Annotated in this window: 24 protein-coding genes; 13 read left to right on the top strand and 11 right to left on the bottom strand. The window is 70.0% G+C overall.

What is annotated here, in order from left to right:
• The first annotated feature begins 108 nt into the window (after positions 1-108).
• From Q0916_RS06800 to Q0916_RS06770, 7 genes are all read left to right on the top strand, one after another.
• Complete coding sequence (locus Q0916_RS06800; protein ID WP_299236004.1) at positions 109-1,368, top strand: YihY/virulence factor BrkB family protein; 1,260 nt, start codon at positions 109-111, stop codon at positions 1,366-1,368.
• Positions 1,365-2,255 carry a phosphatase PAP2 family protein gene (locus Q0916_RS06795; protein WP_299236003.1) on the top strand — a complete coding sequence of 297 codons (891 nt, stop codon included), beginning with the start codon at positions 1,365-1,367 and terminating at the stop codon, positions 2,253-2,255. Before Q0916_RS06800 ends, Q0916_RS06795 begins: the two co-directional genes overlap by 4 nt.
• A gap of 74 nt (positions 2,256-2,329) precedes the next feature.
• The gene (gene rpl18a / locus Q0916_RS06790; RefSeq protein ID WP_299236002.1) at positions 2,330-2,503 is read left to right on the top strand and encodes a 50S ribosomal protein L18Ae; all 174 of its coding nucleotides are present in this window, start codon (positions 2,330-2,332) and stop codon (positions 2,501-2,503) included.
• On the top strand, positions 2,500-2,958 hold the full coding sequence (pfdA, locus tag Q0916_RS06785) for a prefoldin subunit alpha (protein WP_299236001.1): 459 nt from the start codon (positions 2,500-2,502) through the stop codon (positions 2,956-2,958). The genes rpl18a and pfdA overlap by 4 nt, the downstream gene beginning before the upstream one ends.
• Positions 2,959-2,961: 3 nt before the next feature.
• Positions 2,962-4,023 carry a signal recognition particle-docking protein FtsY gene (gene ftsY, locus Q0916_RS06780; RefSeq protein ID WP_299236000.1) on the top strand — a complete coding sequence of 354 codons (1,062 nt, stop codon included), beginning with the start codon at positions 2,962-2,964 and terminating at the stop codon, positions 4,021-4,023.
• Positions 4,024-4,119: 96 nt separating this feature from the next.
• Positions 4,120-4,464: a hypothetical protein gene (locus Q0916_RS06775; RefSeq protein WP_299235999.1), complete on the top strand. Its 345-nt coding sequence runs from the start codon at positions 4,120-4,122 to the stop codon at positions 4,462-4,464.
• Between the two features lie 85 nt (positions 4,465-4,549).
• Positions 4,550-7,603, top strand: coding sequence for an FAD-binding and (Fe-S)-binding domain-containing protein (locus Q0916_RS06770; protein ID WP_299235998.1), 3,054 nt, complete (start codon positions 4,550-4,552; stop codon positions 7,601-7,603).
• Positions 7,604-7,630: 27 nt separating this feature from the next.
• Here the strand turns inward: Q0916_RS06770 and Q0916_RS06765 are convergent, their stop codons facing one another.
• From Q0916_RS06765 to Q0916_RS06755, 3 genes are all read right to left on the bottom strand, one after another.
• Positions 7,631-8,209: an AAA family ATPase gene (locus tag Q0916_RS06765; RefSeq protein WP_299235997.1), complete on the bottom strand. Its 579-nt coding sequence runs from the start codon at positions 8,207-8,209 to the stop codon at positions 7,631-7,633.
• Entirely contained in the window at positions 8,209-8,493 is a 285-nt protein-coding gene (locus Q0916_RS06760; protein ID WP_299235996.1) for a DUF5789 family protein, read from the bottom strand. The genes Q0916_RS06765 and Q0916_RS06760 overlap by 1 nt, the downstream gene beginning before the upstream one ends.
• An 85-nt stretch (positions 8,494-8,578) precedes the next feature.
• The gene (locus Q0916_RS06755) at positions 8,579-10,438 is read right to left on the bottom strand and encodes a PINc/VapC family ATPase (RefSeq protein WP_299235995.1); all 1,860 of its coding nucleotides are present in this window, start codon (positions 10,436-10,438) and stop codon (positions 8,579-8,581) included.
• Between the two features lie 160 nt (positions 10,439-10,598).
• Here Q0916_RS06755 and Q0916_RS06750 point away from each other — a divergent pair, with 160 nt between their 5' ends.
• Complete coding sequence (locus tag Q0916_RS06750; protein ID WP_299235994.1) at positions 10,599-12,104, top strand: carboxypeptidase M32; 1,506 nt, start codon at positions 10,599-10,601, stop codon at positions 12,102-12,104.
• Between the two features lie 52 nt (positions 12,105-12,156).
• Positions 12,157-13,029 (top strand): ATP-dependent sacrificial sulfur transferase LarE, encoded by an 873-nt coding sequence (larE, locus tag Q0916_RS06745; RefSeq protein WP_299235992.1) that lies wholly within the window; start codon positions 12,157-12,159, stop codon positions 13,027-13,029.
• A 21-nt stretch (positions 13,030-13,050) separates the two neighbouring features.
• On the opposite strand, the gene Q0916_RS06740 is transcribed toward larE, so the two are convergent.
• The 4 genes from Q0916_RS06740 to Q0916_RS06725 form a co-directional block, all read right to left on the bottom strand.
• Positions 13,051-13,794 carry a sensor histidine kinase gene (locus tag Q0916_RS06740; RefSeq protein WP_299235990.1) on the bottom strand — a complete coding sequence of 248 codons (744 nt, stop codon included), beginning with the start codon at positions 13,792-13,794 and terminating at the stop codon, positions 13,051-13,053.
• 176 nt (positions 13,795-13,970) lie between these two features.
• Entirely contained in the window at positions 13,971-14,306 is a 336-nt protein-coding gene (locus Q0916_RS06735; protein WP_299235988.1) for a hypothetical protein, read from the bottom strand.
• Positions 14,303-14,620, bottom strand: coding sequence for a MarR family transcriptional regulator (locus Q0916_RS06730; protein ID WP_299235986.1), 318 nt, complete (start codon positions 14,618-14,620; stop codon positions 14,303-14,305). Before Q0916_RS06730 ends, Q0916_RS06735 begins: the two co-directional genes overlap by 4 nt.
• A 149-nt stretch (positions 14,621-14,769) precedes the next feature.
• Positions 14,770-15,381, bottom strand: coding sequence for a histidine phosphatase family protein (locus Q0916_RS06725; RefSeq protein ID WP_299235984.1), 612 nt, complete (start codon positions 15,379-15,381; stop codon positions 14,770-14,772).
• A gap of 97 nt (positions 15,382-15,478) precedes the next feature.
• Here Q0916_RS06725 and Q0916_RS06720 point away from each other — a divergent pair, with 97 nt between their 5' ends.
• Both Q0916_RS06720 and Q0916_RS06715 read left to right on the top strand, forming a co-directional pair.
• Positions 15,479-16,396, top strand: coding sequence for an NAD-dependent epimerase/dehydratase family protein (locus Q0916_RS06720; RefSeq protein WP_299235982.1), 918 nt, complete (start codon positions 15,479-15,481; stop codon positions 16,394-16,396).
• Between the two features lie 44 nt (positions 16,397-16,440).
• A complete protein-coding gene (locus tag Q0916_RS06715) occupies positions 16,441-17,235 on the top strand; it encodes a class I SAM-dependent methyltransferase (RefSeq protein WP_299235980.1) in 795 nt (264 codons plus the stop codon).
• A gap of 6 nt (positions 17,236-17,241) precedes the next feature.
• Here the strand turns inward: Q0916_RS06715 and Q0916_RS06710 are convergent, their stop codons facing one another.
• From Q0916_RS06710 to Q0916_RS06695, 4 genes are all read right to left on the bottom strand, one after another.
• Entirely contained in the window at positions 17,242-17,817 is a 576-nt protein-coding gene (locus Q0916_RS06710) for a phosphatase PAP2 family protein (RefSeq protein ID WP_299235978.1), read from the bottom strand.
• A gap of 132 nt (positions 17,818-17,949) precedes the next feature.
• On the bottom strand, positions 17,950-18,714 hold the full coding sequence (locus tag Q0916_RS06705; protein WP_299235976.1) for a CDP-alcohol phosphatidyltransferase family protein: 765 nt from the start codon (positions 18,712-18,714) through the stop codon (positions 17,950-17,952).
• Positions 18,715-18,886: 172 nt separating this feature from the next.
• The gene (locus Q0916_RS06700; protein WP_299235974.1) at positions 18,887-19,270 is read right to left on the bottom strand and encodes a DUF7475 family protein; all 384 of its coding nucleotides are present in this window, start codon (positions 19,268-19,270) and stop codon (positions 18,887-18,889) included.
• Positions 19,271-19,310: 40 nt separating this feature from the next.
• Complete coding sequence (locus Q0916_RS06695; RefSeq protein WP_299235973.1) at positions 19,311-21,281, bottom strand: aldo/keto reductase; 1,971 nt, start codon at positions 21,279-21,281, stop codon at positions 19,311-19,313.
• Positions 21,282-21,369: 88 nt separating this feature from the next.
• Between Q0916_RS06695 and Q0916_RS06690 the strand changes: the two genes are divergently transcribed.
• Positions 21,370-22,239 (top strand): hypothetical protein, encoded by an 870-nt coding sequence (locus Q0916_RS06690; protein ID WP_349254514.1) that lies wholly within the window; start codon positions 21,370-21,372, stop codon positions 22,237-22,239.
• Between the two features lie 154 nt (positions 22,240-22,393).
• Positions 22,394-23,383, top strand: a complete 990-nt coding sequence (locus Q0916_RS06685; RefSeq protein ID WP_299235969.1) for a zinc-binding dehydrogenase — start codon at positions 22,394-22,396, stop codon at positions 23,381-23,383.
• Positions 23,384-23,416: the final 33 nt, after the last annotated feature.

The following is a 23,416-nucleotide window of genomic DNA, read 5'->3' as shown; positions in this document are numbered from 1 at the left end:
TTCGACGCCCGAGACGGCGGCGAGACGCTCCGGACGCCCGGAGCGCCCCCGACGGTTCGGGCGCTTCGGTCCACCGATTATATGTACCGGTCACTCATATGCCGGGGCGTGAAGGGGTACGTCGACCGGACCGTGACGGTGGCCCGCGGCGTCGCCGCCGGCGCGCAGTCCGACCGCATCACCTTTATCGCCGCCGGGTTGGCGTACTACGCGCTCATCTCGCTCGTTCCCTTGCTCTTGCTCACGCTCGCCGTGACGTCTGTCGTCGGCGACACCGCGCTCGTCGAGACCATCGTCGCCGAGGCCTCCGACACGCTCGGCCCGGACATCGGGGGCCTCCTCGCCGACGCGCTCACCGGGGCCGCGGGCCGCGGCGGCGCGACGGCGTTCGGCCTCGGCGTCCTGCTTTGGTCCGGGCTGAAACTGTTCCGCGGGCTCGACATCGCCTTCTCCGACGTCTACGGGACCCCGGGACCGGCCTCGGTCCTCGCGCAACTCAGGAACGCGACCGTCACGCTCGGGGCCGTCGCGATCGGCGTCGCCACGACCGTCGCCGCGGGCGCCGCCATCGCCGGCCTCGGCGTCGCCACGACGATCGCCGGGCGGGACGCGGCCGGTCTCGTCGGGACCGCCGCGCTCGTCTGTACGCTCACCGTCGCCTTTCTGCCCCTGTACTACGTGCTGCCGGGGACAGACATGTCGGTCCGCAAGGCGGTGCCCGGGGCGGTCCTCGCGGCCGCCGGGTGGACGGCGCTTCAGACCGGGTTTCGCGTGTACGCCTCGATCGCCGGCAGCTACGAGGCATACGGCGTCCTCGGCGGCCTGTTGCTCCTCGTGACCTTCCTGTACTTCGGGGGACTCGTGTTGCTCTTGGGGGCCGTCTTCAACGCCGTCCTCGCCGGCCGCCCCGAGTCCGGGGCCGGCCCCACCCGACCGGACGAACCGACATCCGAACCGACCGCTGTACCCGAACGAACCATGACACATGACCGACCAGACGACGATGCATCGGCCGAGGAGCTCCGCGAGGAGATCGAACAGCTCTACGACGAACTCGACCGCTTCGAGGACCGCATCGACGAGCGGACGGTCCACCGCGAGGAGATCGAGGACGACCTCAAGCGGTACGTCCGGGCGCGGCTCCGCCGCGGGAAGGCACGCGGCTGGGGCCCGTATCTCGTCTTGCTGTACGGCACCGCGATGACGCTCGGCGCGTTCTACCTCCTGCCCGGCGGGTGGGCGGTGGTGGCGATGATCGTCGTCTGGCTCTCGACGCTCGGGCTGTACGCGCTGATGCTCGTCGTCGGGACGACGGTCACCGCCGCGACACTGCCCGGTCGGCTCAGAGACCGCTTCGAGAGCCGATGAGCCGCGGGATCGGCGAGATCGAGTTCGTCGCCGGTCTCCCCGAGTCGGTCGCGTTTCTCGCCGCGCTTGTGACCGCCGTCGGCGACATCTGGTTCATTTTTTTTCTGCTCGGTCTCCTCTATTGGTTCGGCCCGACGCTCCCCGGCCCCGTCTCGCTTCCCCGACGGCGGGCGGTCTTCGTGATCGGGCTCGCGCTCGGCGGGTTCGGGATCACGACGGCGCTCAAGGAGCTGTTCCGGCTGCCGCGGCCCCCCGGCGCGTCGGTCCCGGTCGGGGTCGGGTTCGTCCCCGAGACGCTCGTGCCGCTGTACGCCGAAATCGGCGCCTCCGACGGGTTCGGCTTCCCCAGCGGACACGCCATCGCCGCCCTCGTCGTCTACGGCGGCCTCGGGCTCTCGATCGGGACCAGACGGAGCTACTACGCGGCCGCCGCGCTCTGCGTGTCGATCCCGCTGTCCCGGATCGTCCTCGGCGTGCACTACCTCGTCGACATCGCTGCCGGCGCGGCCGTCGGCGCGGCGTTTCTCGCCGCCTCCTACCGGCTCTGCGGCCGCGGGTCGAACCCCGGTCGGGTCCTGTTTTTCGCCCTCCTTGCCGCCCTGATCGGGGCGGCGATCGAGTACAGCCCCGACACCATGTTCGCGCTCGGCGGCGCGCTCGGCGGCCGGATGGCGTGGGGCATCGCCGGCGAGGCGGTGGTCCACGAGGCGACGACCCGGATCGGCGGCGGCGTTTCGACCGTCGTCGGCGCGGCCTTCGGCGCGCTGTTCGTCGGCGTCTACGCCCTCGAGGTGGCCCCTTACGTCTCCTTTATCGGCGCGTTCGTCGTCCTCTGCGGCGTCGTCTCGGCCCCCCTCGCCGGCGAGGCGGTCGCGCGGCGGCTCTGAGCGGGACGTCGCGTCGCCGCGCCGCCTCCCACCGGAAGGGAAGATACTTCCCGCTCGCGCGACGTATTTCGCCCATGAGTGAGTTTACGGTCCGGGGTCGTTTCCCCGCTCGCTACGGCGAGCAGGCGTTCGAGAAGTCGATCGAGGCCCCCAACGCGGACGTGGCCGTCGAACACGTGTACGCGAACTTCGGCTCCCAACACGGGCTGAAACGCACCCAGATCGACATCGACGGGGTGGACGCATGAGCCTCGGCGGCGGCGGTGGCGGCGGCGCGATGCAGCAGATCCAAGAACAGATGCAGGCCTTAGAACAGGAGAAACAGGCCATCCAAAACGAGATCCAGGAGCTCCGCACCGAACAGAGCGAGATCGACGAGGCCATCGAGGCCATCGAGACGCTCGAAACCGGGTCGACGGTGCAGGTCCCCCTCGGCGGGGACGCCTACGTCCGCGCTGAGATCCAGGACATCGACGAGGTCGTCGTCACGCTCGGCGGCGGCTACGCGGCCGAACGCGACAGCGACGGGGCGATCGACTCGCTCAAGCACAAAAAGGACACCCTCGACGACCGGATCGAGGAGCTCGAAGCCGAGATCGAGACCGTCGAGGAACAGACCGAGGATCTTGAGGCCAAGGCCAAGCAGGCACAACAACAGCAGATGCAGCAGATGCAGCAGATGCAACAGCAGGACGACGAGTAGGGGATGTTCGACGGACTGAAGGACAAACTCGGCCGGTTCAAGGACGACGTCGAGTCGGAACAGGACCCGAACGCCGACCCTGACCCCGAGGCTGACGCCGACCCCGAGGCTGATCCAGATCCCGCTCCCGAGACGACAGCGGGGGACGAAGGCGGAGACGGGGACGACGACGGCCCCGGCTTGGCGAAGAAGGCCGCCCTCGCGGCGACCGGCCGGACCGTCATCACCGAGGAGGAACTCGAGGAACCGCTCGAACAGCTCGAGCTCGAACTCCTCGGCGGCGACGTCGAGATGGGGGTCGCACGCGAGATCACCGACCGCATCCGCGAGCGGCTCGTCGGCGACACGCGAAAGCAGGTCGAGTCCGGCGAGCAGGTCGTCGAGCGCGCCATCGGCGACGCGCTCCGAGACGTCATAAGCGTCGGCCAGTTCGACTTCGAGGCCCGGATCGCCGAGGCCGACAAGCCGGTCGTCCTCGTGTTCACCGGCGTCAACGGCGTCGGGAAGACGACCTCGATCGCCAAGCTCTCGCGGTGGCTCGCCGACCGCGGCTACTCCTCGGTGCTGGCGAACGGCGACACGTACCGCGCCGGCGCGAACGAGCAGATCGAGGAGCACGCCGACACGCTCGACCGGAAGATCATCACCCACGAACAGGGCGGCGACCCCGCGGCGGTCATCTACGACGCCGTCGAGTACGCCGACGCCAACGGCGTCGACGTCGTCTTGGGCGATACGGCCGGTCGGCTGCACACCTCGAACGACCTGATGGCGCAACTCGAAAAGATCGACCGCGTCGTCGACCCCGACATGACGCTTTTCGTCGACGAGGCCGTCGCCGGACAGGACGCGACGAACCGCGCCGTGGAGTTCAACGACGCCGCCGAGATCGACGGCGCGGTGCTGACGAAAGCCGACGCCGACTCCCAGGGCGGGGCGGCGATCTCGATCGCCCACGTGACCGGCAAGCCGATCCTGTTTCTCGGGACCGGGCAGGGCTACGACGACCTCGTCCGGTTCGACCCCGACGAGATCGTCTCCCGACTGCTCCGCGAGGAGGACTGAGCGGCGCGTTCGGGCGGCGACCGGACCCCCCGCCGCACCGCCGCGGCGGCCGATCCGACCGAACCTGTTTTGCCGACGGCTCCGAAACACCGTGCTGTGACCCCGGTCGAGGAGTGGGAACGGCTGCTCGAGGCCTCCGGCGAACTCACGAGCGAGGCCGTCGACAGCGTCATCGCCACCCACGGCGACCGCGGGGCCGACGCGATCGAGGCCGTCGGCGAGAAGCGCGTCAAGCAGTACCGCGATTTCACCGTCGTCGTCGGCCACTCCGAGGAGTACGTCATCGAGGGCGGCTGCGACTGTGAGGACAGCCGGTACAACCTCGATCCGTCGGACCCGACGCAGCTCTGTTGGCACGTCATCGCGACGAAGATCGCCCGCCGGATCGACGCGGTCGATCACCACGACATGTGGTACTCCGAGGTCCGGGAGTTCCTGTGAGCGGGCGATCCGGCCGGCCGCGGCCGACGCCGGCGCGCCAGCAGCGTTAATTGGGTCGGGTGCGTACGACCTTTACCTCGAACACATGAGCAAGACCACGCGATCGGGCCCGGAACCGCCGGTCGACCCGGCCACGGATCCGCGGAGCGACTACGACTACCGGAGTTCCGAGGTCGCCGAACCGGAGCTGGTCGACGATCTCGAGGCGATCGTCGACGGCGAGGTCCGCTTCGACAGCTACAGCCGGAGCCTCTATGCGACGGACGCGAGCGCGTACCACCAACTGCCGATCGGCGTCGTCGTCCCGACGTCGACGGCCGACGTCCAAGCGGTGATGGAGTACTGCGCCGAGCGCTCGATCCCGGTGCTCCCCCGCGGCGGCGGCACCTCGCTTGCGGGCCAGACGGTCAACGAGGCAGTCGTCCTCGATTTCAAAAAGGAACTCGACGGCGTCGTGGACGTCGACCCCGACGCCGAGACGGTCACCGCCGAGCCGGGGATCACCCTGGCGCGGCTGAACGACCGCCTCGAGGAGCACGGCCTCAAGTACGCCCCCGACCCGGCGTGGGGCGACAAGAGCGTTCTCGGCGGCTGTATCGGCAACAACTCGACCGGCGCGCACTCGCTGAAATACGAGAAGGCCGACGGCTACCTCGAGGAGGTCGAGGTCGTCCTCGCCGACGGGACCGTCACGCGGTTCGGCTGGATGGACGTCGAGGAGCTCCACGAACGCGCCGCGGCGGCCGAGGCGGCCGGGGCGGACGCGGACATCGAGGAGCGCGTCTACGCCGTCGTCTCCGACATCCTCGAACACGACACCGAGCGGATCAAAGAGCGGTACCCGGACCTGACCCGCAACGTCTCGGGGTACAACCTCGATCGGCTGGTACAGGACGTCGAGGCCCGCGGCGCGGTCAACGTCGGGCGGCTGATGGCCGGCAGCGAGGGCACCCTCGGCATCGTCACCGAGGCGACGGTATCGCTCGAACCGGTCCCGGCGGAGACGTCCGTCGTCCTGCTCACGTACGACGACGTCATCGCGGCGATGCGGGACGTGGCCCCGATCCTCGAACACGACCCCGCGGCCGTCGAGGCGATGGACGACGTGTTCCTCGATCTCGCCCGCGAGACGGCCGAGTTCTCGGAGCTGGTCGGGACGCTTCCCGAGGGGACCGATTCGACGCTTCTCGTCGAGTTCTACGCCGACTCGACCGCGGAGGGCAAACGGAAGGCCGCCGACCTGCTGGCCGATCGGCTCCCCGACCACGAGGCCGCGGTCGACCCCTCCGAGGACCGGGTCCGAACCGACGACGCGATCCAGGCGACAGACGCCCTCGAAGCCTACGACGACGACCGACAGGCGAAGTTCTGGAAGATGCGGAAGGCGGGGCTCCCGATCCTCCTGTCGCGGACCAGCGACGAGAAGCACTGGCCGTTCGTCGAGGACACCGCCGTCCCCGCCGAGAACCTCCCGGAGTACGTCGCCGACATCCAGGCGCTTTTCGACGAGTACGACACGTTCGCCTCCTACTACGCCCACGCCGGTCCCGGGGTGTTGCACATCCGCCCGCTGTTGAACCTCAAGGACGACGACGGCGTCGAGCGGATGTTCGAGATCTCCGACGCGATCACGGACCTGGTCATCGAGTACGGCGGCTCGGTCTCTGGCGAACACGGCGACGGGCGGGCGCGGACGACCTGGAACCGGAAGCTCTACGGCGACGAGATCTGGGCGTCCTTCGAGCGGCTGAAGGCCGCCTTCGACCCCCAGGGGCTGTTGAACCCCGGCAACGTCAGCGGCGACTTCGACCCGACGGAGAACCTCCGGTACGACGCCGAATACGAGTTCGACGCCGGCTTCGAGCCCGAACTGAACTGGGACAACGAGAACGGCTTCCAGGGCATGACCGAGCTCTGTCACGGCTGTGCGGGCTGTACCGGCCACCAGGACACGACCGGGTCGGTGATGTGTCCGACGTACCGGGCGACCCAAAACGAGGAGATCACCTCGACGCGGGGCCGGGCGAACATGCTGCGGCAAGCGATGAGCGGCGAACTCTCCGAGGACGCCCTCTCCGAGGAGTTCCTCGGGGAGGTGATGGATCTCTGTGTCGGCTGTAAGGGCTGCAAGCGCGACTGCCCGAGCGGCGTCGACATGGCGAAGCTCAAGACCGAACTCAAACACGAACACCACGAGCGCGAGGGGATCCCGCTCCGCGACCGGCTGTTTGCGAACGTCGAGACGCTCTACCGCCTCGGCAGCACCTTTGCGCCGCTGTCGAACGCGGCGATGAAACTGCCCGGGACGGGGCTTTTCATGGAGAAGGCCCTCGGGATCGCCCGCGAACGGGAGTTGCCGACGTTCGAGCGACACACCTTCCGTGAGTGGGCCGCCTCGCGGACGCCGGCCGTCGCCGAACGCGACGCCGACCGCAAGGCGCTCGTCCTCGCGGATCCCTACACGGACTACACCCAACCCGAGGTCGGTAAGGCCGCCGTCCGGACGCTCGAGGCCGCCGGCGTTCACGTCGAGGTCCCCGACGACGTGACCGACAGCGGCCGACCGGCGCACTCGAAGAGCCTCCTCGATCACTCCCGGGCGACCGCCCGCGAGAACGTCGACGCCCTGGCCCCCCGGATCGAGGCGGGCTGGGACGTCGTCAGCGTCGAGCCCTCCGACTCGGTGATGTATCAGGAGGACTACCTGGACCTGCTCGCGGGCGACGACGTCGAGCGCGTCGCGGCGAACACCTACAGCGTGATGGAGTACATCGACACCTTCCGGCTCGACGAGCGGCTCCCGACCGACGCCGACGGGACGGTCTCGTACCACGGCCACTGCCACCAGACCGCGGCGAGCCGGGATCACCACGCCGTCGGCGTGCTCCGGCGGGCGGGCTACGACGTCGACGTGCTCGATACGACCTGCTGTGGGATGGCGGGGTCGTTCGGCTACGAGGCCGAACACTACTCGATGAGCCAGGCGATCGGTCGGATGCTGTTCGACGCCGTCGAGGACTCGCCCGCCGAGGAGGTCACCGCGCCCGGCACCTCCTGTCGGTCACAGCTGGCCGACACCGACCGGACGGAGGGCAAACCGCCGCACCCGATCGAGAAGCTCCACGCGGCGCTGCGGTAGCCCCGCGCCCCCGGTCCGACCGGCCCGTTATCCCGAGAGCTCGGAGAACGTCTCGGCGATGGCGGCGAGTCGCCCGACGGCCGCCTCGACGTCGTCGTCGTTGCGGAGGTGATACACCGACGCGTTGCTCTGTAGCGAGTACGCGAAGGCGGCCGAGCTCTGTAGCTGTCTGTGGAACGCGACCGACCGGCTGAACTGCTCGTAGGACCGCTCGCTCGTCTCGCGGCGCTCCCGGACGGTCTCGGTGTCCGCATCGACGACGACGAGCGCCGCGGGGTCGATATCGGCGAGCATCGCCTCGCTCAGCCCGGGGACGTACCCGAGCGGCGTCTCGACGACGAGGTGGGTGTTGATCAACAGCGGCCCTGAATCGGACTCGCGGGCGATGTGCTCGCTCGCGCGCCGCTGGAGCGCCCGCTGGTCGCGGAACCGAAGCTGTGCGAGCTCCTCGCGCCCGTCGGCGAGGCCGTGTTCGAGCGCCTCCTGGAGCATGACGTCCCCGACGTTGACGAGCGTGTACTCGTCGCCGAGCTCGCGCCGGGCGCCCTCGCAGACCTCCGAGGCCCCAACGCCCGGGACGCCGCTCACGACGACGTTTCGCGCCATCAGAACGACACCTCGTCGATGTCCATCCCGGCGTTCGAGCCCCGGTCGTCGTAGAACCGGCGGCCGACGTACTCGCTGCTTATCGATCCGATGATCGTATCGTAGAGGTCGTCGGCGGAGTGAAACGCCTCGGCGTCCGTCCGATCCAATACGTCGCCGACCGTTTCGGGGTCGTTCGTCAGGCCCTCTATCTCGACGTCTCCGAGCGTGTCGACGACGCGCTCGCACTCGACCGGAAACGTGAACTCGCCGACGAAGCGGTCTCTGGCGTTCGATAGTCTCATGATCTGTGTCCTTACGTGTCGGCAACACTATCATGATTAATAGTGTTGCCGATCGCCCGCCCGGGCCGCGACGGATCGAGGAACGCTACTGCGGCACGACGGTGATCGACCGCCCTCTGTCGATCGCGCCCTCGAGTTCCTCCGCGATCGCCGACCCCCGCGAGACCTGGATCTCGCCGCCGCGCGAGACGGTCGCTGTGAAGAGGTACTCCCCGTCGGCCCTGATCTCGACGGTCTCGCCGCCGTGTGCGCCGACCGGGATGACGACGTGGCGGTTCGTCACCTCCGGCGTGACCCGCTCGCCGGCCGCCGCGGCGTCGGTGCCGCCACCAGCGCCGGCACCGGCGCCCCCGCCCGCGCCGTCGGGTCGATCCGAGAGCGAGCGGACGTCGATGTCGATCCCGAGGCGGTTTTCGATCTCGCTGATCCGGCCGCCGCCCTTGCCGATCACGTAGGAGATGTCGTCGTCGTCGACCCAGACGACGGCCGTGTTCGCGCCCTGGAGCTCGACGTCGACGTGGCCGTGGGCGACCGAGCGGATCTCCCGTTCGATCTCCTGTTTGGCGACGCGTTCGACGCCCGTCTCGGCGCTCCCGTCGGCGGCCCCCTCGAGCGGGACGGTGACGACCTGGCGGTTGAACGTGTATATCTCGTAGGCCGCTTCGCCGGTCTCGAAGTCCTCGATGACGATGACAGGCCGCGCCAAGTCCTCCTCGACGAGACCGTGGGGCACCTTCACCTCCGTCGTCACGTCGTAGACGGTGTGGACCTCGCCGGCCTCGATGTAGACGACGGTGTCGACGACCTGGGGGATCATGCCCAACTCGACGCGGCCGACGAGCCGCTGGAGGGCGTCGATGGCCCGCGTCGCGTGGACGACGCCGATCATCCCGACCCCGGCGAGCCGCATGTCCGCGAACGTCTCGAAGTCTGACGTCTTGCGGACCTCGTCGTAGATCGTGTAGTCCGGCCGGACCATCAGAAGCGAGTCGGCGGTGTTTTCCATCGAGCCGCCGAGTTCGGTGTACTGCGTGATCTCGGGGCCGACCTGGAGGTCCCGGGGCTTTTCCATCGTCTTGACCGCGTACCCCTCCCCGTCGAGGAACTCCGCGACGGCCTGTGCGAACGTCGACTTCCCGGCCCCCGGCGCGCCGGAGATGAGCACGCCGCGCTGTCGCTCGGTGAAGCGACCCCGGAGCGCGTCGGCCTTCTCGTAGTCGTCGAGGTCCGTCTTGACGATCGGGCGGACGGCCGTGACCTCGATCCCGTCGGCGAAGGGCGGCTCCGCGACGGCGATCCGCATGTCCCGGATCTGGACGATCGTCATGCCCGGGTGCGAGAGCTCGACGAACCCGTCGCTGGCCGCCCGGGCGACGTTGAGCACGTTGTCGGCCACCGAGCGCATCTCCGCCTCCGAGAGGGGGTCGTCCCCGACGCGCTCGTAGCGCATCTCGCCGATCGTCCCGCGTTTGGCCATCGGCTCGACCCCGGTCTTGAGGTGTACCGACATCGTCTCCTCGTCGAGGTACCGCTCGAGGGTGAGCTCGCTCGCGTCGTCGGTCTTCGGCTCGACGTACTCGACCGCGATCCCCTTTGCCTTCGCGACCTCGCTTTGGACGACGTCGCTCGTCAGAAGCGTCGCGTCGTGTCCGTCCGCGAGCTCCCGGATCAGCGCGTCGATCTCGCCCTCGCCGGCGTCGCGCTTCTCGATCGCGTCCGGACGGCGGCCGACGTACTCCACGTCGATCCCGCCCTCGTCGGCGAGTCCGGCGAGCCGCTGTAGCTCGGCCAGCCCGTCCCAGCCGCTGTCGCGGCCGTCGTTGGCCTGGGCCTCCAACTCGCCGACGACCGCCTCCGGGACGTACACCACGTCCACGCCGCCGGCGTCGACGCGCTCCGACACGCGGCCGTCGATGACCGCGCTCGTGTCCGGCAGAACATCCATACGGAGCGTCGGGTCCGAAACGGTATAAATACGGTGATAGCCCCGGTCCGCGGCGCTCGCACGCCGCGGCGCGCTCACTCTGTGCCCCCGGTTTCGGGGGTCTCGCTCTCGCCCCCGCGACCGTCAGAGGGTTCTTGTTCCGCCAACGCCGACGGGGGGTATGGCGAGCGAACGCGAGGCCGCCCCGGCGGCGTACGACGAGTTGCTATCGCAGTACGAGCGAGCGACGTATCTCGCGGACGCGAACGGGGTGTTGAACTGGGATCAGGAGGTGATGATGCCGGAGGGCGGCACGCCGGCGCGCTCCAAGCAGCGCGGGGCCGTCTCCGCGGTCGCCCACGAGTTGCTCGTCGAGGACGACGTCGGCGAATGGCTCTCGACGCTCGAGGACCGGTCGCTGTCGGCCGATCGCTCGGCCGTCGTCCGCGAGATCCGCCGCCAACACGAGCGGAAAGCGAACGTCCCGACGGACCTCGTCGAGGAGATCAGCGAGGCGACCGCCGACGCCCACCCCGTCTGGCGGGAGGCCAAGGCGGACGACGACTTCGGGACCTTCGCGCCGACGCTCGAGCGACTCCTCGATCTCAAACGCGAGTACGCGGCCCACATCGACCCCGACGCCGACCCCTACGCCGTGCTCTTTGCGGACTACGAGCCGTACATCGACCTCGAGACCGCCGAACGGGTCCTCGAACGCCTCCGCGAGGGGCTCGTCCCGCTCATCGACGCGATCCGCGACTCCGGGGTCGACCTCCACGACGTCGAGGGGACCTTCCCCGAGGCGGACCAAGCGGCGCTCGCCCGGACGGCCCTCGAGACGCTCGGGTACGACTTCGATCGCGGGCGGCTCGACACCGCGCCGCACCCCTTCTCGTCGGGAACGCAGTTCGACGCCCGGGTGACGACGCGCTTCGAGCCCTCGGCGCCGCTCGACTCGCTCGGCTCGACGATCCACGAGTTCGGCCACGCGACGTACACCCAGGGGCTCTCCCGGGAGGCGTACGGCTCGCCGCTCGGCGAGCACCGCGGCCTGACGGTCCACGAGTCACAATCGCGGCTCTTCGAGAACCACGTCGGCCGCTCGCGGGCCTTCTGGGAGGGTTTCACCCCGGCGTTCAACGACCGGCACGGCACCGACCTCACCCCGCGTGCGGCGTACGAGGCCGCAAACCGGGTCGCCCCGGACAACCCGATCCGCGTCGACGCGGACGAACTCACCTACCACCTCCACATCGTCCTCAGATTCGAGATCGAGCGGGACCTGCTGGCCGGTGACCTCGACGTCCCGGAGGTCCCGGCCGTCTGGAACGACCGCATGGAGTCGTATCTCGGGGTCCGCCCCGACACGGACAGCGAGGGCTGCCTGCAGGACATCCACTGGAGCCACGGCGCCTTCGGGTACTTCCCGACGTACTCGCTCGGCAGCGCGCTCGCGGCGCAGGTGTACGCCGCCGCCGACGAGGAGATAGACGGCCTCGAGGCGGCGGTGCGCTCCGGGGAGTTCGAGCCGCTCCGGACGTTCCTCGCCGACTCGATCCACCGACACGGGTGTCGGTACCCGACGGACGAACTGATCGAGCGCGCGACGGGGTCCCCCCTCAGCGCCGACCCCTTCCTCGCGTACGCCGACGAGAAGTTCGGCGAACTCTACGACCTCGATCGCTGAGGCCGCCGCGGTCGCCCGCCGGTCTTTTGAGCCTCGGGACCGACGGGCGGGTATGGATACGCTCACGTCGAAACGCGACGCGGCCCTCGAGGACCTCGCGGACCTCGACGGCGCTCTCGTCGCCTTTTCGGGCGGCGTCGACTCCTCTGTCGTCGCCGCGCTCGCGGCCGAGGCCCTCGGCGAGGACGCCGTCGCCTGCACCGCCAAAAGCGAGACGCTGCCCGCCGCCGAGTTGCGCGACGCGACGCGGGTCGCAGACGAGATCGGCATCCGCCACGAGACGGTCTCGTTTTCGGAACTGGACAGCGAGGCCTTCGCCGAGAACGACGACGACCGCTGTTATCACTGCCGGTCGATGCGGCTCGGGAAGATGTTCGAGACGGCCCGCGAACTCGGCATCGACACGGTCTGTGACGGCACCAACGCCTCGGACGCCGGGGCCGACCACCGCCCCGGACTCCGGGCGGTCGAGGAACTGAACGCCTACTCGCCGCTTCTCGAACACGGGATCGACAAGTCCGGCGTCCGCGAACTCGCCCGGGAGTACGACCTCTCGGTGGCCGAAAAGCCCTCGATGGCGTGTCTCTCCTCGCGCATCCCGACCGGCCTCGAGGTCACCGAGGACCGGCTGACGCGGATCGAACGCGCCGAGGCGCTGCTCCGCACGTGGGGGTTCGACCAGTTCCGCGTCCGGGACCACGACGGCCTCGCGCGGATCGAGGTCGGCGCCGAGGAGCTCGAACGCGCGCTCGATCCGGCCTTCGCCGAGGCGGCCCGAACGCGCCTGAGCGACGTCGGCTTCGACCACGTGACGCTGGATCTGGCGGGGTACCGGACGGGGAGCGTCTCGCCGGACGACGCCGACGCCGGCGCCGACACCGACGCGGACGTGTTCGCGACGGAGTACCCGACCACGGAGGACTGACACGGCCCCGCCGCCGCCCGCTCACTCGGCCGGCGGCAACCGAACGACGAACACGGACCCCTCCGCCCCGTCGTCCCCGTCGTCGCCCTGCGACGCGCCGGGGACGGTCCGGTCGGCTCTGTCTTCGACCCACACCGCGCCGCCGTAGCTCTCGACGAGCGACCGCACCAGATACAGCCCGACGCCGGCCCCGGGGCTCTCGAGGCCCTTCTCGGCCTTGCCGAATATCTCCTCTTTGCGCGCGTCCGGGATCCCCGGGCCGTTGTCGGCGACGTACACCTCGACGCCGGCGTCGGTCTCGGCGGCCCACACGGTGACCTCCGCCGGCGTCTTGTCGTTGTGCTGGATCGCGTTCTGCAGGAGGTTCCGGAACACCGACCCGAGCATGTCGTTCGCGACGACGTCGACCTCCGGGATCGTCCCCTCGACGGCGACGACGGCCCGCGGATACCCGCTTCGGGTCTCCTCGATCCGCCGGTTGAGCGCCCCCGCCAGCGGGACCGACCCGGTTTCGCCCCCGTCGTTGAGCATGACCTCTGCGAGGTCGCGGACGGTCGTCGTCAACCCGACCGCGCTCTCGGTGCTCTCTTTGATGACGTCGAGATACTCTTGGCCCTCCTCGTCGACGTGGTCCTCGAGGAGTTCCGCGTACGCGCCGATCAACTGGAGGTCGTTCCGGATGTCGTGTCGCATGACCTGATTGAGCAGGCGGACGTCGTCGCGCTGTTCCTCCAGGCGACGCGTGTCTGGCGACTCGTCGGGCATACCCCACCTGCGTGGGCGAGGAGTAAATCTCCTCCCGTCGGCGACCTGGTTTCCGTTTTTTGACTCTGTTGAGATCCTCAATCGATGGTCTGTGTTTGGAGCCATGCTGAATGGAGGGCACGAATCGGTCACCCTCGGAACCCTGCCAGCCCCGGATGTCTAACGACCCGGGTCCATTACTCGACACCGAGATACCCAGCAGCGTCCTCTGCGATGTTGCTGACCGTTTCCTCGTCAAGCCGGCCTTCCTCCCGTTGAATGTCGCTGTGACGGATCGACACGACCGTCCACGGGTTTACGTAGCTTTCACGCGGGAGTCCACCAGAAACGAAATCGTCGTCCCCGAGCAGGATCGCGACGGCTCTCCGCGTCGTCGTGACCGCTGCGTACAGCGCTTCCTCTTCGGAAAACGGGTGCGAATCGTCGCTCAGACACACGTACGGACGGTGGCTGTGCTCGGCGAGTAGATCAGGTCCCTTCACCACCGTCCCGCGGGTGTAGACGACACTCATTCCTCGCCGTAGTAATCGTCCGTCGTCGAGGCGGAACTCGCCGCGTACTGCGCGGCGTAGGAGGCGAGGCGATCGTCCTCCGCGATGGCCCAGTACCGTCCACGATGACGCACGAGGTGTCGCTGTTCGAGTCGCGAGAGGACGGCGCCGACACTCCCCCGCTTGATCCCGGTCGCCTCGTGGAGTTCCGTCTGCGTGAAGGCCTCATCGCTGTGCTCTGCGAGGAACCGAAGGATGCGGTGAGGCTGTGTCCCCTCCTGTATATCGAGGGCGTCGTCCGGGCCGTCTTCGAACCGATCGATGCTGATTGGCACGTCTAATAGAATGTAATAGAATGTAATAACGGTTGGGGACAACATCAGGGTGTTCACGGTTCTCTGTGAACGCCGCGCCCGTGCTGCGCACGCCCTCTGTACTCAGCAGCTCGACGGAACCGTCTTTTCGCGTTCGTCCTCGCCGCCGGCTACGTTTCGCGCCACGCCGAGGCGTCCTCCCTGAGGACGCGGGGGGCGCCGCCGACGTCGAACTCCGTCACCGAGCAGTTCCCGAAGTGATGCGTCGACAGCGCGTCGGTCAGCCCCTGTCCCTTCGCGTGGCCCGCGAGGATGCACAGCGGCCCGCCGTGCGTGACGAGCAGCACGGTCCCCGTCGCCGCCGCGAGTTCCTCGAAGCGACCGACGACGCGGCGCTCGACGTCCCGGAAGGACTCGCCGCCCTCGGGGACGGCCTCGGTCGCCTCGTAGGCCGTCTCGCCCAGCCCGAACGCGGGGAACCGGGCCTCGACGTCCTCGCGGGTCAGCCCCTGGTACACGCCGAGGTCCCGCTCGCGCCAGGCGGCCTCGGCGGAGACGGGGACCGAACCGACCGACTCGAGCACCCGTTCTGTCGTCTCCTCGGCCCGCAACAGGTCAGAGGAGACGACCCGATCGAAGGCGTACTCCTCGGCCAGCGACTCGCCGAGGGCGGTCGCCTGCTCGCGGCCGGTCCCGTTCAGGGGAACGGGCGCCCACCCCTGCATCCGCCCGTTCCGGTTCCAGTCCGTCTCGCCGTGCCTGACGGCGACGACACGCGTCATGCGCGTCGCTACGCCGGCGGTCGGTATCAGTGTTCGCCCCCGGTCCGGATCCGTCCGCGATCGACGTTTTCAACCCGGACGAGCGTCAAAAGCCGGTATGGACAACGAGCGCGTGCTCGTCACCGGCGGCGCGGGGTTTATCGGCTCGAACGTCGCCAACCGCCTCGCCGCCGAAAACGACGTGATCGCACTCGACGACCGCTCGCTCGGCACGCCGGCGCACCTCGAGGAGGCCGTCGACTTCCGCGAGCGGAGCGTCCTCGAGGAGGACCTCCCGACCGACGTGGACGCGGTGTTTCACTTCGCCGCGCGCTCGTCGTACGCGATGCACGAAGAGGACCCACAGTCTGGGGCTCGCGTCAACGTCGAGGGGTTCGTCAACGTCGTCGAGCAGGCGCGCGCCGACGGCTGCGACACCGTCGTCTACGCCTCGACGTCCTCCGTCTACGGCGACCGGACGGAGCCCACCCCGGAGGGGACGCCGGTAACGGCACACACCGGGTACGAGGCGTCGAAACTGGCCCGCGAGCGGTACGCGGAGTACTTCCGATCCCACCACGACGTCTCGCTGGCCGGACTGCGGTTCTTTTCGGTCTATCAGGGCTACGGCGGGGCGGAGCGACACAAAGAAGCGTACGCGAACGTGATCGCGCAGTTCGCCGACGCCGTCGCCGCCGGCGAGTCGCCGGTGCTGTACGGCGACGGGACACAGACGCGGGACTTCACGCACGTCTCGGACGCCGCCCGGGCGAGCGTCCTCGCGGCCGACGCCGGCCTCCACGGGATCTACAACGTCGGAACCGGCGAACGGCGCTCGTTCAACGCCGTCGTCGCGGCGATCAACGAGGAGTTGGGCACGCGCGTCGACCCCGAGTACGTTGAGAACCCGATCCCCGAGGCGGTCTACGTCCACGACACCTGCGCGGACCCCTCGAAGCTGCGCGAGGCGACCGGCTGGACGCCCGCGGTCGAGTTCTCCGAGGGCATCGAGCGGGTCTGCTCGCACTACCGCTAACTCCCCTCGAAAACGGCTTTGTGACCGCGGGTCGAACCCCCGGCATGCTCGAACGGGCGAGACGGATCAGGAAGGACCGGGACTACACGAACCTCCTCGAACGGGCGGTGAGCAGCGTCTCGCGGGACGTCGAACGCGCCGCTCTCTCGGCCCCGCTCGCCCGCGATCTCGCCTTCGTCTACTCAAAGCGGGAGATAGACGCCCGGATGGCCTCCGAGCGGACCCTCGAGGACGTCCTCGATACGACCGGCACGTACTACGAACCCCGCGGGGCCTACCGGGGGTACGGCCCCTACCGGTCGCTTCGGGCGCTCCAGCACCGCGGCGAGATAACCGACCTGGCGCGCGCGGTCCGGCGGCACGACCCCGAGACGGTCGTGGAGATCGGCAGCGCCAACGGCGGCACGCTGTACGTCTGGGCGCGCGCCCTCGACGGCGTGCGGACGATGCTCAGCACCGACCTCGACTACCGGGGGCGGCGGGACTTCCTGGAGTACGTCGCCGGCCGATCGGGCGTGTCGCTGCGCTGCATCGAGGGCGACTCCCAGAGCGAAACGACCCGACGAGCGGTCCGGGAGGCGCTCTCCGGGGACGCGATCGACTTCCTCTACATCGACGGCGACCACTCCTACGAGGGCGTTCGGGCCGACTTCGAGGCGTACGAACCGCTCGTCGCCGACGACGGTCTCATCGGCCTCCACGACGTCGAGACCGGCGGGACGGGGGTGCCGCGGCTCTGGGACGAACTGACCGAGACCCGCGAGTGCCGGACGTTCGCCGCCGAGGACCGCTACGGGCCGAGCGCCAGTGGGCTGGTGTACAAGAGCGGCCGGGCCTGAGCCGGCTCAGAGGTCCACCTCGAACGGCACTCGTGCGAGGAGCGCGTCGACGTCGGTCCGGCCCACCGCCCACTCGGCGAAAAGCGCCGCGGCGATCCCGATCCCGATTCCGAAAACGGTGTCGGAGAGGTAGTGCGTCCCGAGATAGACCCGCGAGAAGGCGATCGCCGCCGCGAGGACGCTCACGACCGCAAACGGCAGGCGCTCCGAGGACCGCGCGACCGTCGCGTACACCGTGACCGCGGCCGCGTGCCCGGAGGGAAAGGAACTGGTGACCGCCGCGTCGTCGCCGGTCATACAGATCGGCTGGGGCGGGAACGGCCGCTGAACGAGCGACATCAACGCCCCGACGACGACCCCGAGCACCGACAGCGACACGATCGTCACGAGGAACTCCTCGCGCCACCCGGCCAGGTAGAACAGCCCGACGAACACGAGTCCGGCCGTCACCGACCCCAGCCCGGTGACCGAGTTCATCACCTCCGTCAACTGCGGGCTCCGCACCCCGACGACGAACTCGACGGCGCGGGCATCCATCCACCGGACGTACTGCAGGAACTCGCTGATCGGGGCCGTGGCCATGGTTCGACGGCGCTACCGGCCCCAGCGGTATAGAGGCTCCTGTCCCGGGGCCGACCCACCGCCCGAGACCGTCCACGGGTCGCCCGGCCCGCTCCGTGGTCGCCTCGGGCCGTCCGTCCCGACACGCCGCCGTCAGGCGCCCGGGTCGGCTCCGGGCAGCCGGCCGCTGACGGCGAGGTAGTCCCGACAGAACACCAGAAGCGACGGCGCGAGGACGACGGGCGCGGCGGTCCGAACGAGTTCGGTCGGGACGACCGGGGCGAGCGCGGCCGTGATGAACACCATCTGGAGCCCCGCGAGGTACCGCCCGAGGTCGCTGTCGGGCCGATCGAACACCTCTCGCCCGCGGAGCCGCCGCCAGCGCACGCCGCCGAGAAACACGTGCCGCGCGGCCGAAATCGAGAGGTACCAGACGGGGAGTTGCCCCCACGCGACGGCCAAAAGCGGCGCGGCGACGAACCCGAACGTGTCGAAGGCGGTGTCCAATCGTGCGCCGAGGGCGGTCGGCTCGCCGACGATTCGGGCAACGGCCCCGTCGAGTTTGTCGAGCGCGACGCCGAGGCCGTAACACAGCGCCGGCACCCAGGCGAGGTCGGTGCCGGCCGGCACGATCACGAACCCGGCCACGACCGCGTACAGCCCGCCCCGAGCGAGCGTCAGCGCGTTTGCGAGCCCGAGCGCGGCGTCGCCGGCGCCCCGACCGACGCTGTGGCTCACGTACCAGAGCTGTCCCGCCCAACAGCACCCCGCCACCGTCGCCGGGTGGACCGCCCAGTGGCCGATCCGACCGACGGGGAGAAGCCCCCACAGGACGGCGGTCAGCCCGAGCGCGGCGACGAGCGGTCCCGCGACCCCGACCCCACGACGGACGGACGGGTGCGGCTGTCGGCCGGCCATGGGTCACTCCTCGCCCGATCCGCGCCGCGTCCCCCGATGCGCCGCTTCGGGCGGGCGGACGACGCCGCCCGCGGCGTCCTCTCGGGGGTGCGGTTCGATCATTACTGCGGCTCTACAGGAGAGACGCGCCCCGAGGGTTAAAACGCGAGCGAGGCGGCAACATTCGGCCGCGCTACCGGAGCAGCGCGACGAGCACGGCGATGAGCACGACCTGTGCAACCTTGTCGATCGCCCCGAAGGTCCCCACCTCGCCCGGGAACGACCGGCCCCCGCCCGCGAAGTTCAGGACGTACCACGCGACGAGTTGGACGAGCGTGAACGGGATCCCGGCGGCGTAGACCGCGCGGCGGCGGTAGTCGATCAACACGAGCACGACGGCCCCGACAAAGCCGCCCCCGGCGAGGACGAAACTGATCCCGAGCCCGCTCGGGAACAGCCGCACGCCCAAGAGGAGATGGATGGCGGCGGTGACGAGCGCCGCGGCGATGCCGAGCCAGTGGAGACCGTTCAGCGTGTCCGTTCGAAGGGTCGATCGCTGCGCGTCGGCCGTTGCCATACCCGACGTACGGCCTTCTCCGACATATGTGTACTGCAGGCTACCGCTCGAATGCCGGATCCCGGAGTGATCCGATCCGCCGGCGCTCGGCGGGGGTCAGGCGCTCGGCCGCCGCCGCGAGGTTCGAAACGACGTGCTCGCGGGTCGTACTGGAGGGGATCGGCACGACGCCGCGGGAGACGTTCCACGCGAGGACGACGCCGGCCGGCGAGAGCCCCCGGTCCGCGCCGATCTCGGCCAACACCGCCTCGTCCAACAGCCCGGGGGCCGACAGCGGCGAGTGCGCGACCACCCGGATCCCCCGGTCGTGACACAGCGAGACGAGCTCTGATCGCGGCCGGTAGGGGTGGCGCTCGATCTGGACGAGCGCCGGCCGGACCCGCCCCGTCTCGAGGACGGTCTCCAGTTGCGCCCGCGAGACGTTACAGACGCCAAGGCTGTCGGCCCAGCCGCGCTCGTACACCGCCTCCAGGTTCTCCCACGCCCTCGACAGCGACACGTCCGCCCGTTCGAGGGTCCCCTCGCCGTCCTCCGGAAACGTCAGCCGCTCCTGTTCGTCCGGGGGCTTTTCGGCCAGCCGCCGGAGCTCGCCGCGGTGCGATAGGGCCCCGGGCCAATGCAGCGCGTAGCACTCGAAAGCGTCGATGCCGAGCTCCTCGCGGCTGCCCGCACACGCCTCGAGGAGGTGCTCCCGGCGGTGGTTCGTCCGCCAGACCTTCCCGAGCACGAAGACGCACTCGCGGTCGGGCGCGCCCGGCGCGGCGAGCAGTTCGCCGATCCGGTGTTCGTTGCCGTACAGCTCCGCGCTGTCGAACAGGCGGTACCCGGCGTCCAGCGCGGTCTCGATCGAGTCGACCCGATCGACGTACTCACCGTCCCGGTAGCGCGAACAGCCGAACCCGATCGGCGGAAGCCGGATCGCGCTCCCGCGGCTTCCCGTCCGTTCGACCGAGGCGATCGGCGCGGGGACCGGGTCCGCCTCGACGCCGACCGCCGACACCCCGAGTGGGCCGCCCTCGGCCGCCGCCCGCTCGATCGCGTTGCAGACGGCGACGACGTGAGCCCCCCGACGCCCGCCGGCACGCGAGGGGGTTCCCTCGGCGACGCCGGCCGCGAGGTCCTCAATCGGGTCGACGTAGCGGTACTCCCGCGTCGGCCACTGCTGTGGGACGTCGGTGTACCCCCTGCCGAGGCGACCGAACCGGACGTCCCCGGGCGTCGTCCCCATCGCGCCGGTCCCCGCCAGGTACACCGAGCCGTCGTCGCCGTGTAGCTCCAGGCCATAGAACTCCCGGCTCCGGTGGGGGGCGTACAGACTCGCCGTCAGCCGGACGATCGGCCCCGAGGCGAACGCGAGCGTCGCCTCGACGTGACTCGGCGCGCTCGGCCGCTCTGTCTCCCGATCCGGCCAGACGTCTAACGCGTCGGCGACGCGGACGCGCTCGATTGGCCCGAACCACGAGATCAAAAGCGCGAGCGGGTACACGCCGCCGTCGTACAGCGGACCGATGTCGAGAAACGACCGCGGGTCGTCGTGCCAGTCGGTCACCCGCCCGACGTGCGCGTGGGCATACCCCAACCCGACGCGGCCGAGCCGGCCGTCGGCCACGAGCCGCCCCGCCCGCCGCTGTGCGGGCGCCCGCGGCGTCCCGGGCGCACACCCGAGCGCGAGCCCCCGGCGCCGCGCCAGCGCGAGCAGGTCCTCGGCCGTCCCCTCCTCGAGCGCCAGCGGCTTCTGCGAGTAGACGTGGCGATCGGCCGACAGCGCCGCCCGCGTCACCGCCGCGTGGGCCGCGTGACTCGTCAGGTTGACGACCAGCGGCGCCTCGACCGCCTCGAGGGCCGCCTCCAGTTCCTCGAACGACGGGCAGCCGTACTCGTCGGCCAGCGCCGCTGCCCGCGCCCCGTCGAGATCACAGACGCCGGCCAGCGACAGCGCGCTCCCGTCCGCTTCGAGGCCGGCCGCGTACGCGGGCGCGATCGCGCCGGCCCCGACAAGCAGGCAGTTCACACCCCTACCCGGGGCGGGAGCTATATATTCCTCCCGGCGGTGTCGTTTAGTCGCCCCGGGGCGAACCGGGCGTGTGACAGAACCGGGCATGAGCCGCCTCGGAACCGCCTACCTGCGCGGCCTACAGGCGATCGGCCGGCGGCTCGATTACGGGACGAACGTCTACGACCGGCCGTGGGACGTCCTCGTCGTCCTCGACGCCTGTCGGGTCGACCTGCTCCGGTCGGTCGCGCCCGAGTTCGGCTTTCTGTCCGGCGTCGACCGCGTCCGATCGGTCGGCAGTTCCTCCTCGGAGTGGCTCGAGGGCACCTTCGAGGACCGCCCCGAGACCGCCCGAACGGTCATGGTCACCGGCAACACCTGGAGCGATCGGTACCTCGAGGCCGACGCCTTCGCCGCCCTCGACGAGGTCTGGAAGTACGCCTGGGACGAGGAGGTGGGGACCGTCCCGGCCCCGGCGATCACCGACCGGGCGGTCGCGGCGGCCCGCAAGCGCGATCCGGCCCGACTCGTCGTCCACTACATGCAGCCGCATCACCCCTTCGTCCCGGACCCGATCGAGGGCGACGACGGGATGGCCCGCACCGGAGCCGAAAGCAGCGCCTCGAACCCGTGGGTGTTGCTCCGCCGCGGTGAGGTCGCCGTCGACCGGGTCCGGGCGGCCGCCGAGGCGAACCTCCGGTACGTCCTCGAGTCGGTTGCGACGCTGCGGCGCAACGTCGACGGCCGGATCGCGATCACCGCCGACCACGGCAACCTCCTCGGGGAGTGGGGGCTGTACGGCCACCCGATGCACACGCCGGTCCCGGCGCTTCTTTCGGTTCCGTGGGCCGAGACGACGGGCACCGACCGCGGGACGCTCGCGCCGACGCGCTCGCCGCCGGAACCGCTCCCCGTCGAGCGCGTCTACGGGGCCGAAACCGATCGCGAGCGCCTCGCGGCGCTCGGCTATCTGTGATCCGAACGCGTGGATTTAATTCCCCGAAACCCCCTCTTTGGTGTGTGCAGGACCAGAGGCCGTGCCGCCCGCGACCGCATCGCCGCCCGCGACCGCGTCGTTTCGTCGCCGGAACCGAACGCTCGCCGACCCCGCCGGGCCGGTGGACCCGACGATGACCGGTCAGGCGCTGTATTTCACCGGCCCGCGATCGGTCGAGGTCCGATCGAAACAGATCCCGGACCCGGGCCCCGGGGAGGTGCGGGTCCGGACGGAGCGATCGGCGATCAGTCCGGGGACGGAGATGCTCGTGTACCGCGACGAGGTGCCGGACGAGTTCGAGACCGACGAGACGATCGACGCCCTCGACGGCACCTTCTCGTACCCGCTGCGGTACGGCTACGCGACCGTCGGCCGCGTGACGGCGCTCGGAAGCGCGGTCGACGACGCGTGGCTCGATCGCCGCGTGTTCGCGTTTAACCCCCACGAGAGCCACTTCCTCGCGGAGCCCGAGACGCTCGTTCCGACCACGCTCTCGCCCGAGCGCGCGCTGTTGATCCCGAACGCCGAGGCGGCGGTCAACTTCGTCATGGACGCCCGCCCGCGGATCGGCGCCCGCGCCGCCGTCCTCGGGCAGGGTCCGGTCGGGCTGTTGACGACCGCGCTGCTCGCCTCGTTCCCGCTCGCCGACCTCCTCGCGGTCGATCGCCACGGGACGCGCCGGGCGCTCTCGGAGTCCCTCGGCGCCGACCGCGCCGTCGCCCCGGAGGCCCTCGAGGGCGCACTCGAGGACGACACCGACGTGACGTTCGAACTCTCCGGCAACCCCGAGGCGCTCGACGACGCGATCTCGGTCACCGGCTACGCCGGGCGGGTGATCGTCGGCTCGTGGTACGGGACCAAACGCGTCCCGCTCGATCTCGGCAGGGCCTACCACCGCAGCCACATTCGGATCCGGAGCAGCCAGGTGAGCCGGATCGACCCCGATCACGCCGATCGGTGGGACAAACAGCGGCGCCTCGACGTCGTCCGCTCGTGGCTCCGAGAGACGGACCTCTCGGCGCTTTTCACCCACGAGTTCGACGTCGGACGCGCCGACGAGGCCTACCGACTCCTCGACGAGCGGCCCGACGAGGCCGTCCAGGTCGCCTTTCGCTACGAGTGAGCCGTCGACCCCGCCCCAGGTTCGCCCTCCGGA

The sequence above is a fragment of the Natronomonas sp. genome (genome assembly GCF_028274965.1).
Lineage (GTDB): Archaea > Halobacteriota > Halobacteria > Halobacteriales > Haloarculaceae > Natronomonas.
This window is presented reverse-complemented; position numbering and strand designations above follow the sequence as displayed.

Excerpts from the sequence above, each read along its gene's own strand:
- Q0916_RS06715 (WP_299235980.1), top strand. The coding sequence starts at position 16,441 with ATGCTCGAACGGGCGAGACGGATCAGGAAGGACCGGGACTACACGAAC.
- Q0916_RS06740 (WP_299235990.1), bottom strand. The coding sequence starts at position 13,794 with ATGCCCGACGAGTCGCCAGACACGCGTCGCCTGGAGGAACAGCGCGAC.
- Q0916_RS06710 (WP_299235978.1), bottom strand. The coding sequence starts at position 17,817 with ATGGCCACGGCCCCGATCAGCGAGTTCCTGCAGTACGTCCGGTGGATG.
- Q0916_RS06755 (WP_299235995.1), bottom strand. The coding sequence starts at position 10,438 with ATGGATGTTCTGCCGGACACGAGCGCGGTCATCGACGGCCGCGTGTCG.
- Q0916_RS06705 (WP_299235976.1), bottom strand. The coding sequence starts at position 18,714 with ATGGCCGGCCGACAGCCGCACCCGTCCGTCCGTCGTGGGGTCGGGGTC.
- pfdA (WP_299236001.1), top strand. The coding sequence starts at position 2,500 with ATGAGCCTCGGCGGCGGCGGTGGCGGCGGCGCGATGCAGCAGATCCAA.
- Q0916_RS06760 (WP_299235996.1), bottom strand. The coding sequence starts at position 8,493 with ATGAGACTATCGAACGCCAGAGACCGCTTCGTCGGCGAGTTCACGTTT.
- Q0916_RS06750 (WP_299235994.1), top strand. The coding sequence starts at position 10,599 with ATGGCGAGCGAACGCGAGGCCGCCCCGGCGGCGTACGACGAGTTGCTA.
- ftsY (WP_299236000.1), top strand. The coding sequence starts at position 2,962 with ATGTTCGACGGACTGAAGGACAAACTCGGCCGGTTCAAGGACGACGTC.
- Q0916_RS06735 (WP_299235988.1), bottom strand. The coding sequence starts at position 14,306 with ATGAGTGTCGTCTACACCCGCGGGACGGTGGTGAAGGGACCTGATCTA.
- rpl18a (WP_299236002.1), top strand. The coding sequence starts at position 2,330 with ATGAGTGAGTTTACGGTCCGGGGTCGTTTCCCCGCTCGCTACGGCGAG.
- larE (WP_299235992.1), top strand. The coding sequence starts at position 12,157 with ATGGATACGCTCACGTCGAAACGCGACGCGGCCCTCGAGGACCTCGCG.
- Q0916_RS06795 (WP_299236003.1), top strand. The coding sequence starts at position 1,365 with ATGAGCCGCGGGATCGGCGAGATCGAGTTCGTCGCCGGTCTCCCCGAG.
- Q0916_RS06765 (WP_299235997.1), bottom strand. The coding sequence starts at position 8,209 with ATGGCGCGAAACGTCGTCGTGAGCGGCGTCCCGGGCGTTGGGGCCTCG.
- Q0916_RS06690 (WP_349254514.1), top strand. The coding sequence starts at position 21,370 with ATGAGCCGCCTCGGAACCGCCTACCTGCGCGGCCTACAGGCGATCGGC.
- Q0916_RS06770 (WP_299235998.1), top strand. The coding sequence starts at position 4,550 with ATGAGCAAGACCACGCGATCGGGCCCGGAACCGCCGGTCGACCCGGCC.
- Q0916_RS06700 (WP_299235974.1), bottom strand. The coding sequence starts at position 19,270 with ATGGCAACGGCCGACGCGCAGCGATCGACCCTTCGAACGGACACGCTG.
- Q0916_RS06685 (WP_299235969.1), top strand. The coding sequence starts at position 22,394 with ATGACCGGTCAGGCGCTGTATTTCACCGGCCCGCGATCGGTCGAGGTC.
- Q0916_RS06720 (WP_299235982.1), top strand. The coding sequence starts at position 15,479 with ATGGACAACGAGCGCGTGCTCGTCACCGGCGGCGCGGGGTTTATCGGC.
- Q0916_RS06725 (WP_299235984.1), bottom strand. The coding sequence starts at position 15,381 with ATGACGCGTGTCGTCGCCGTCAGGCACGGCGAGACGGACTGGAACCGG.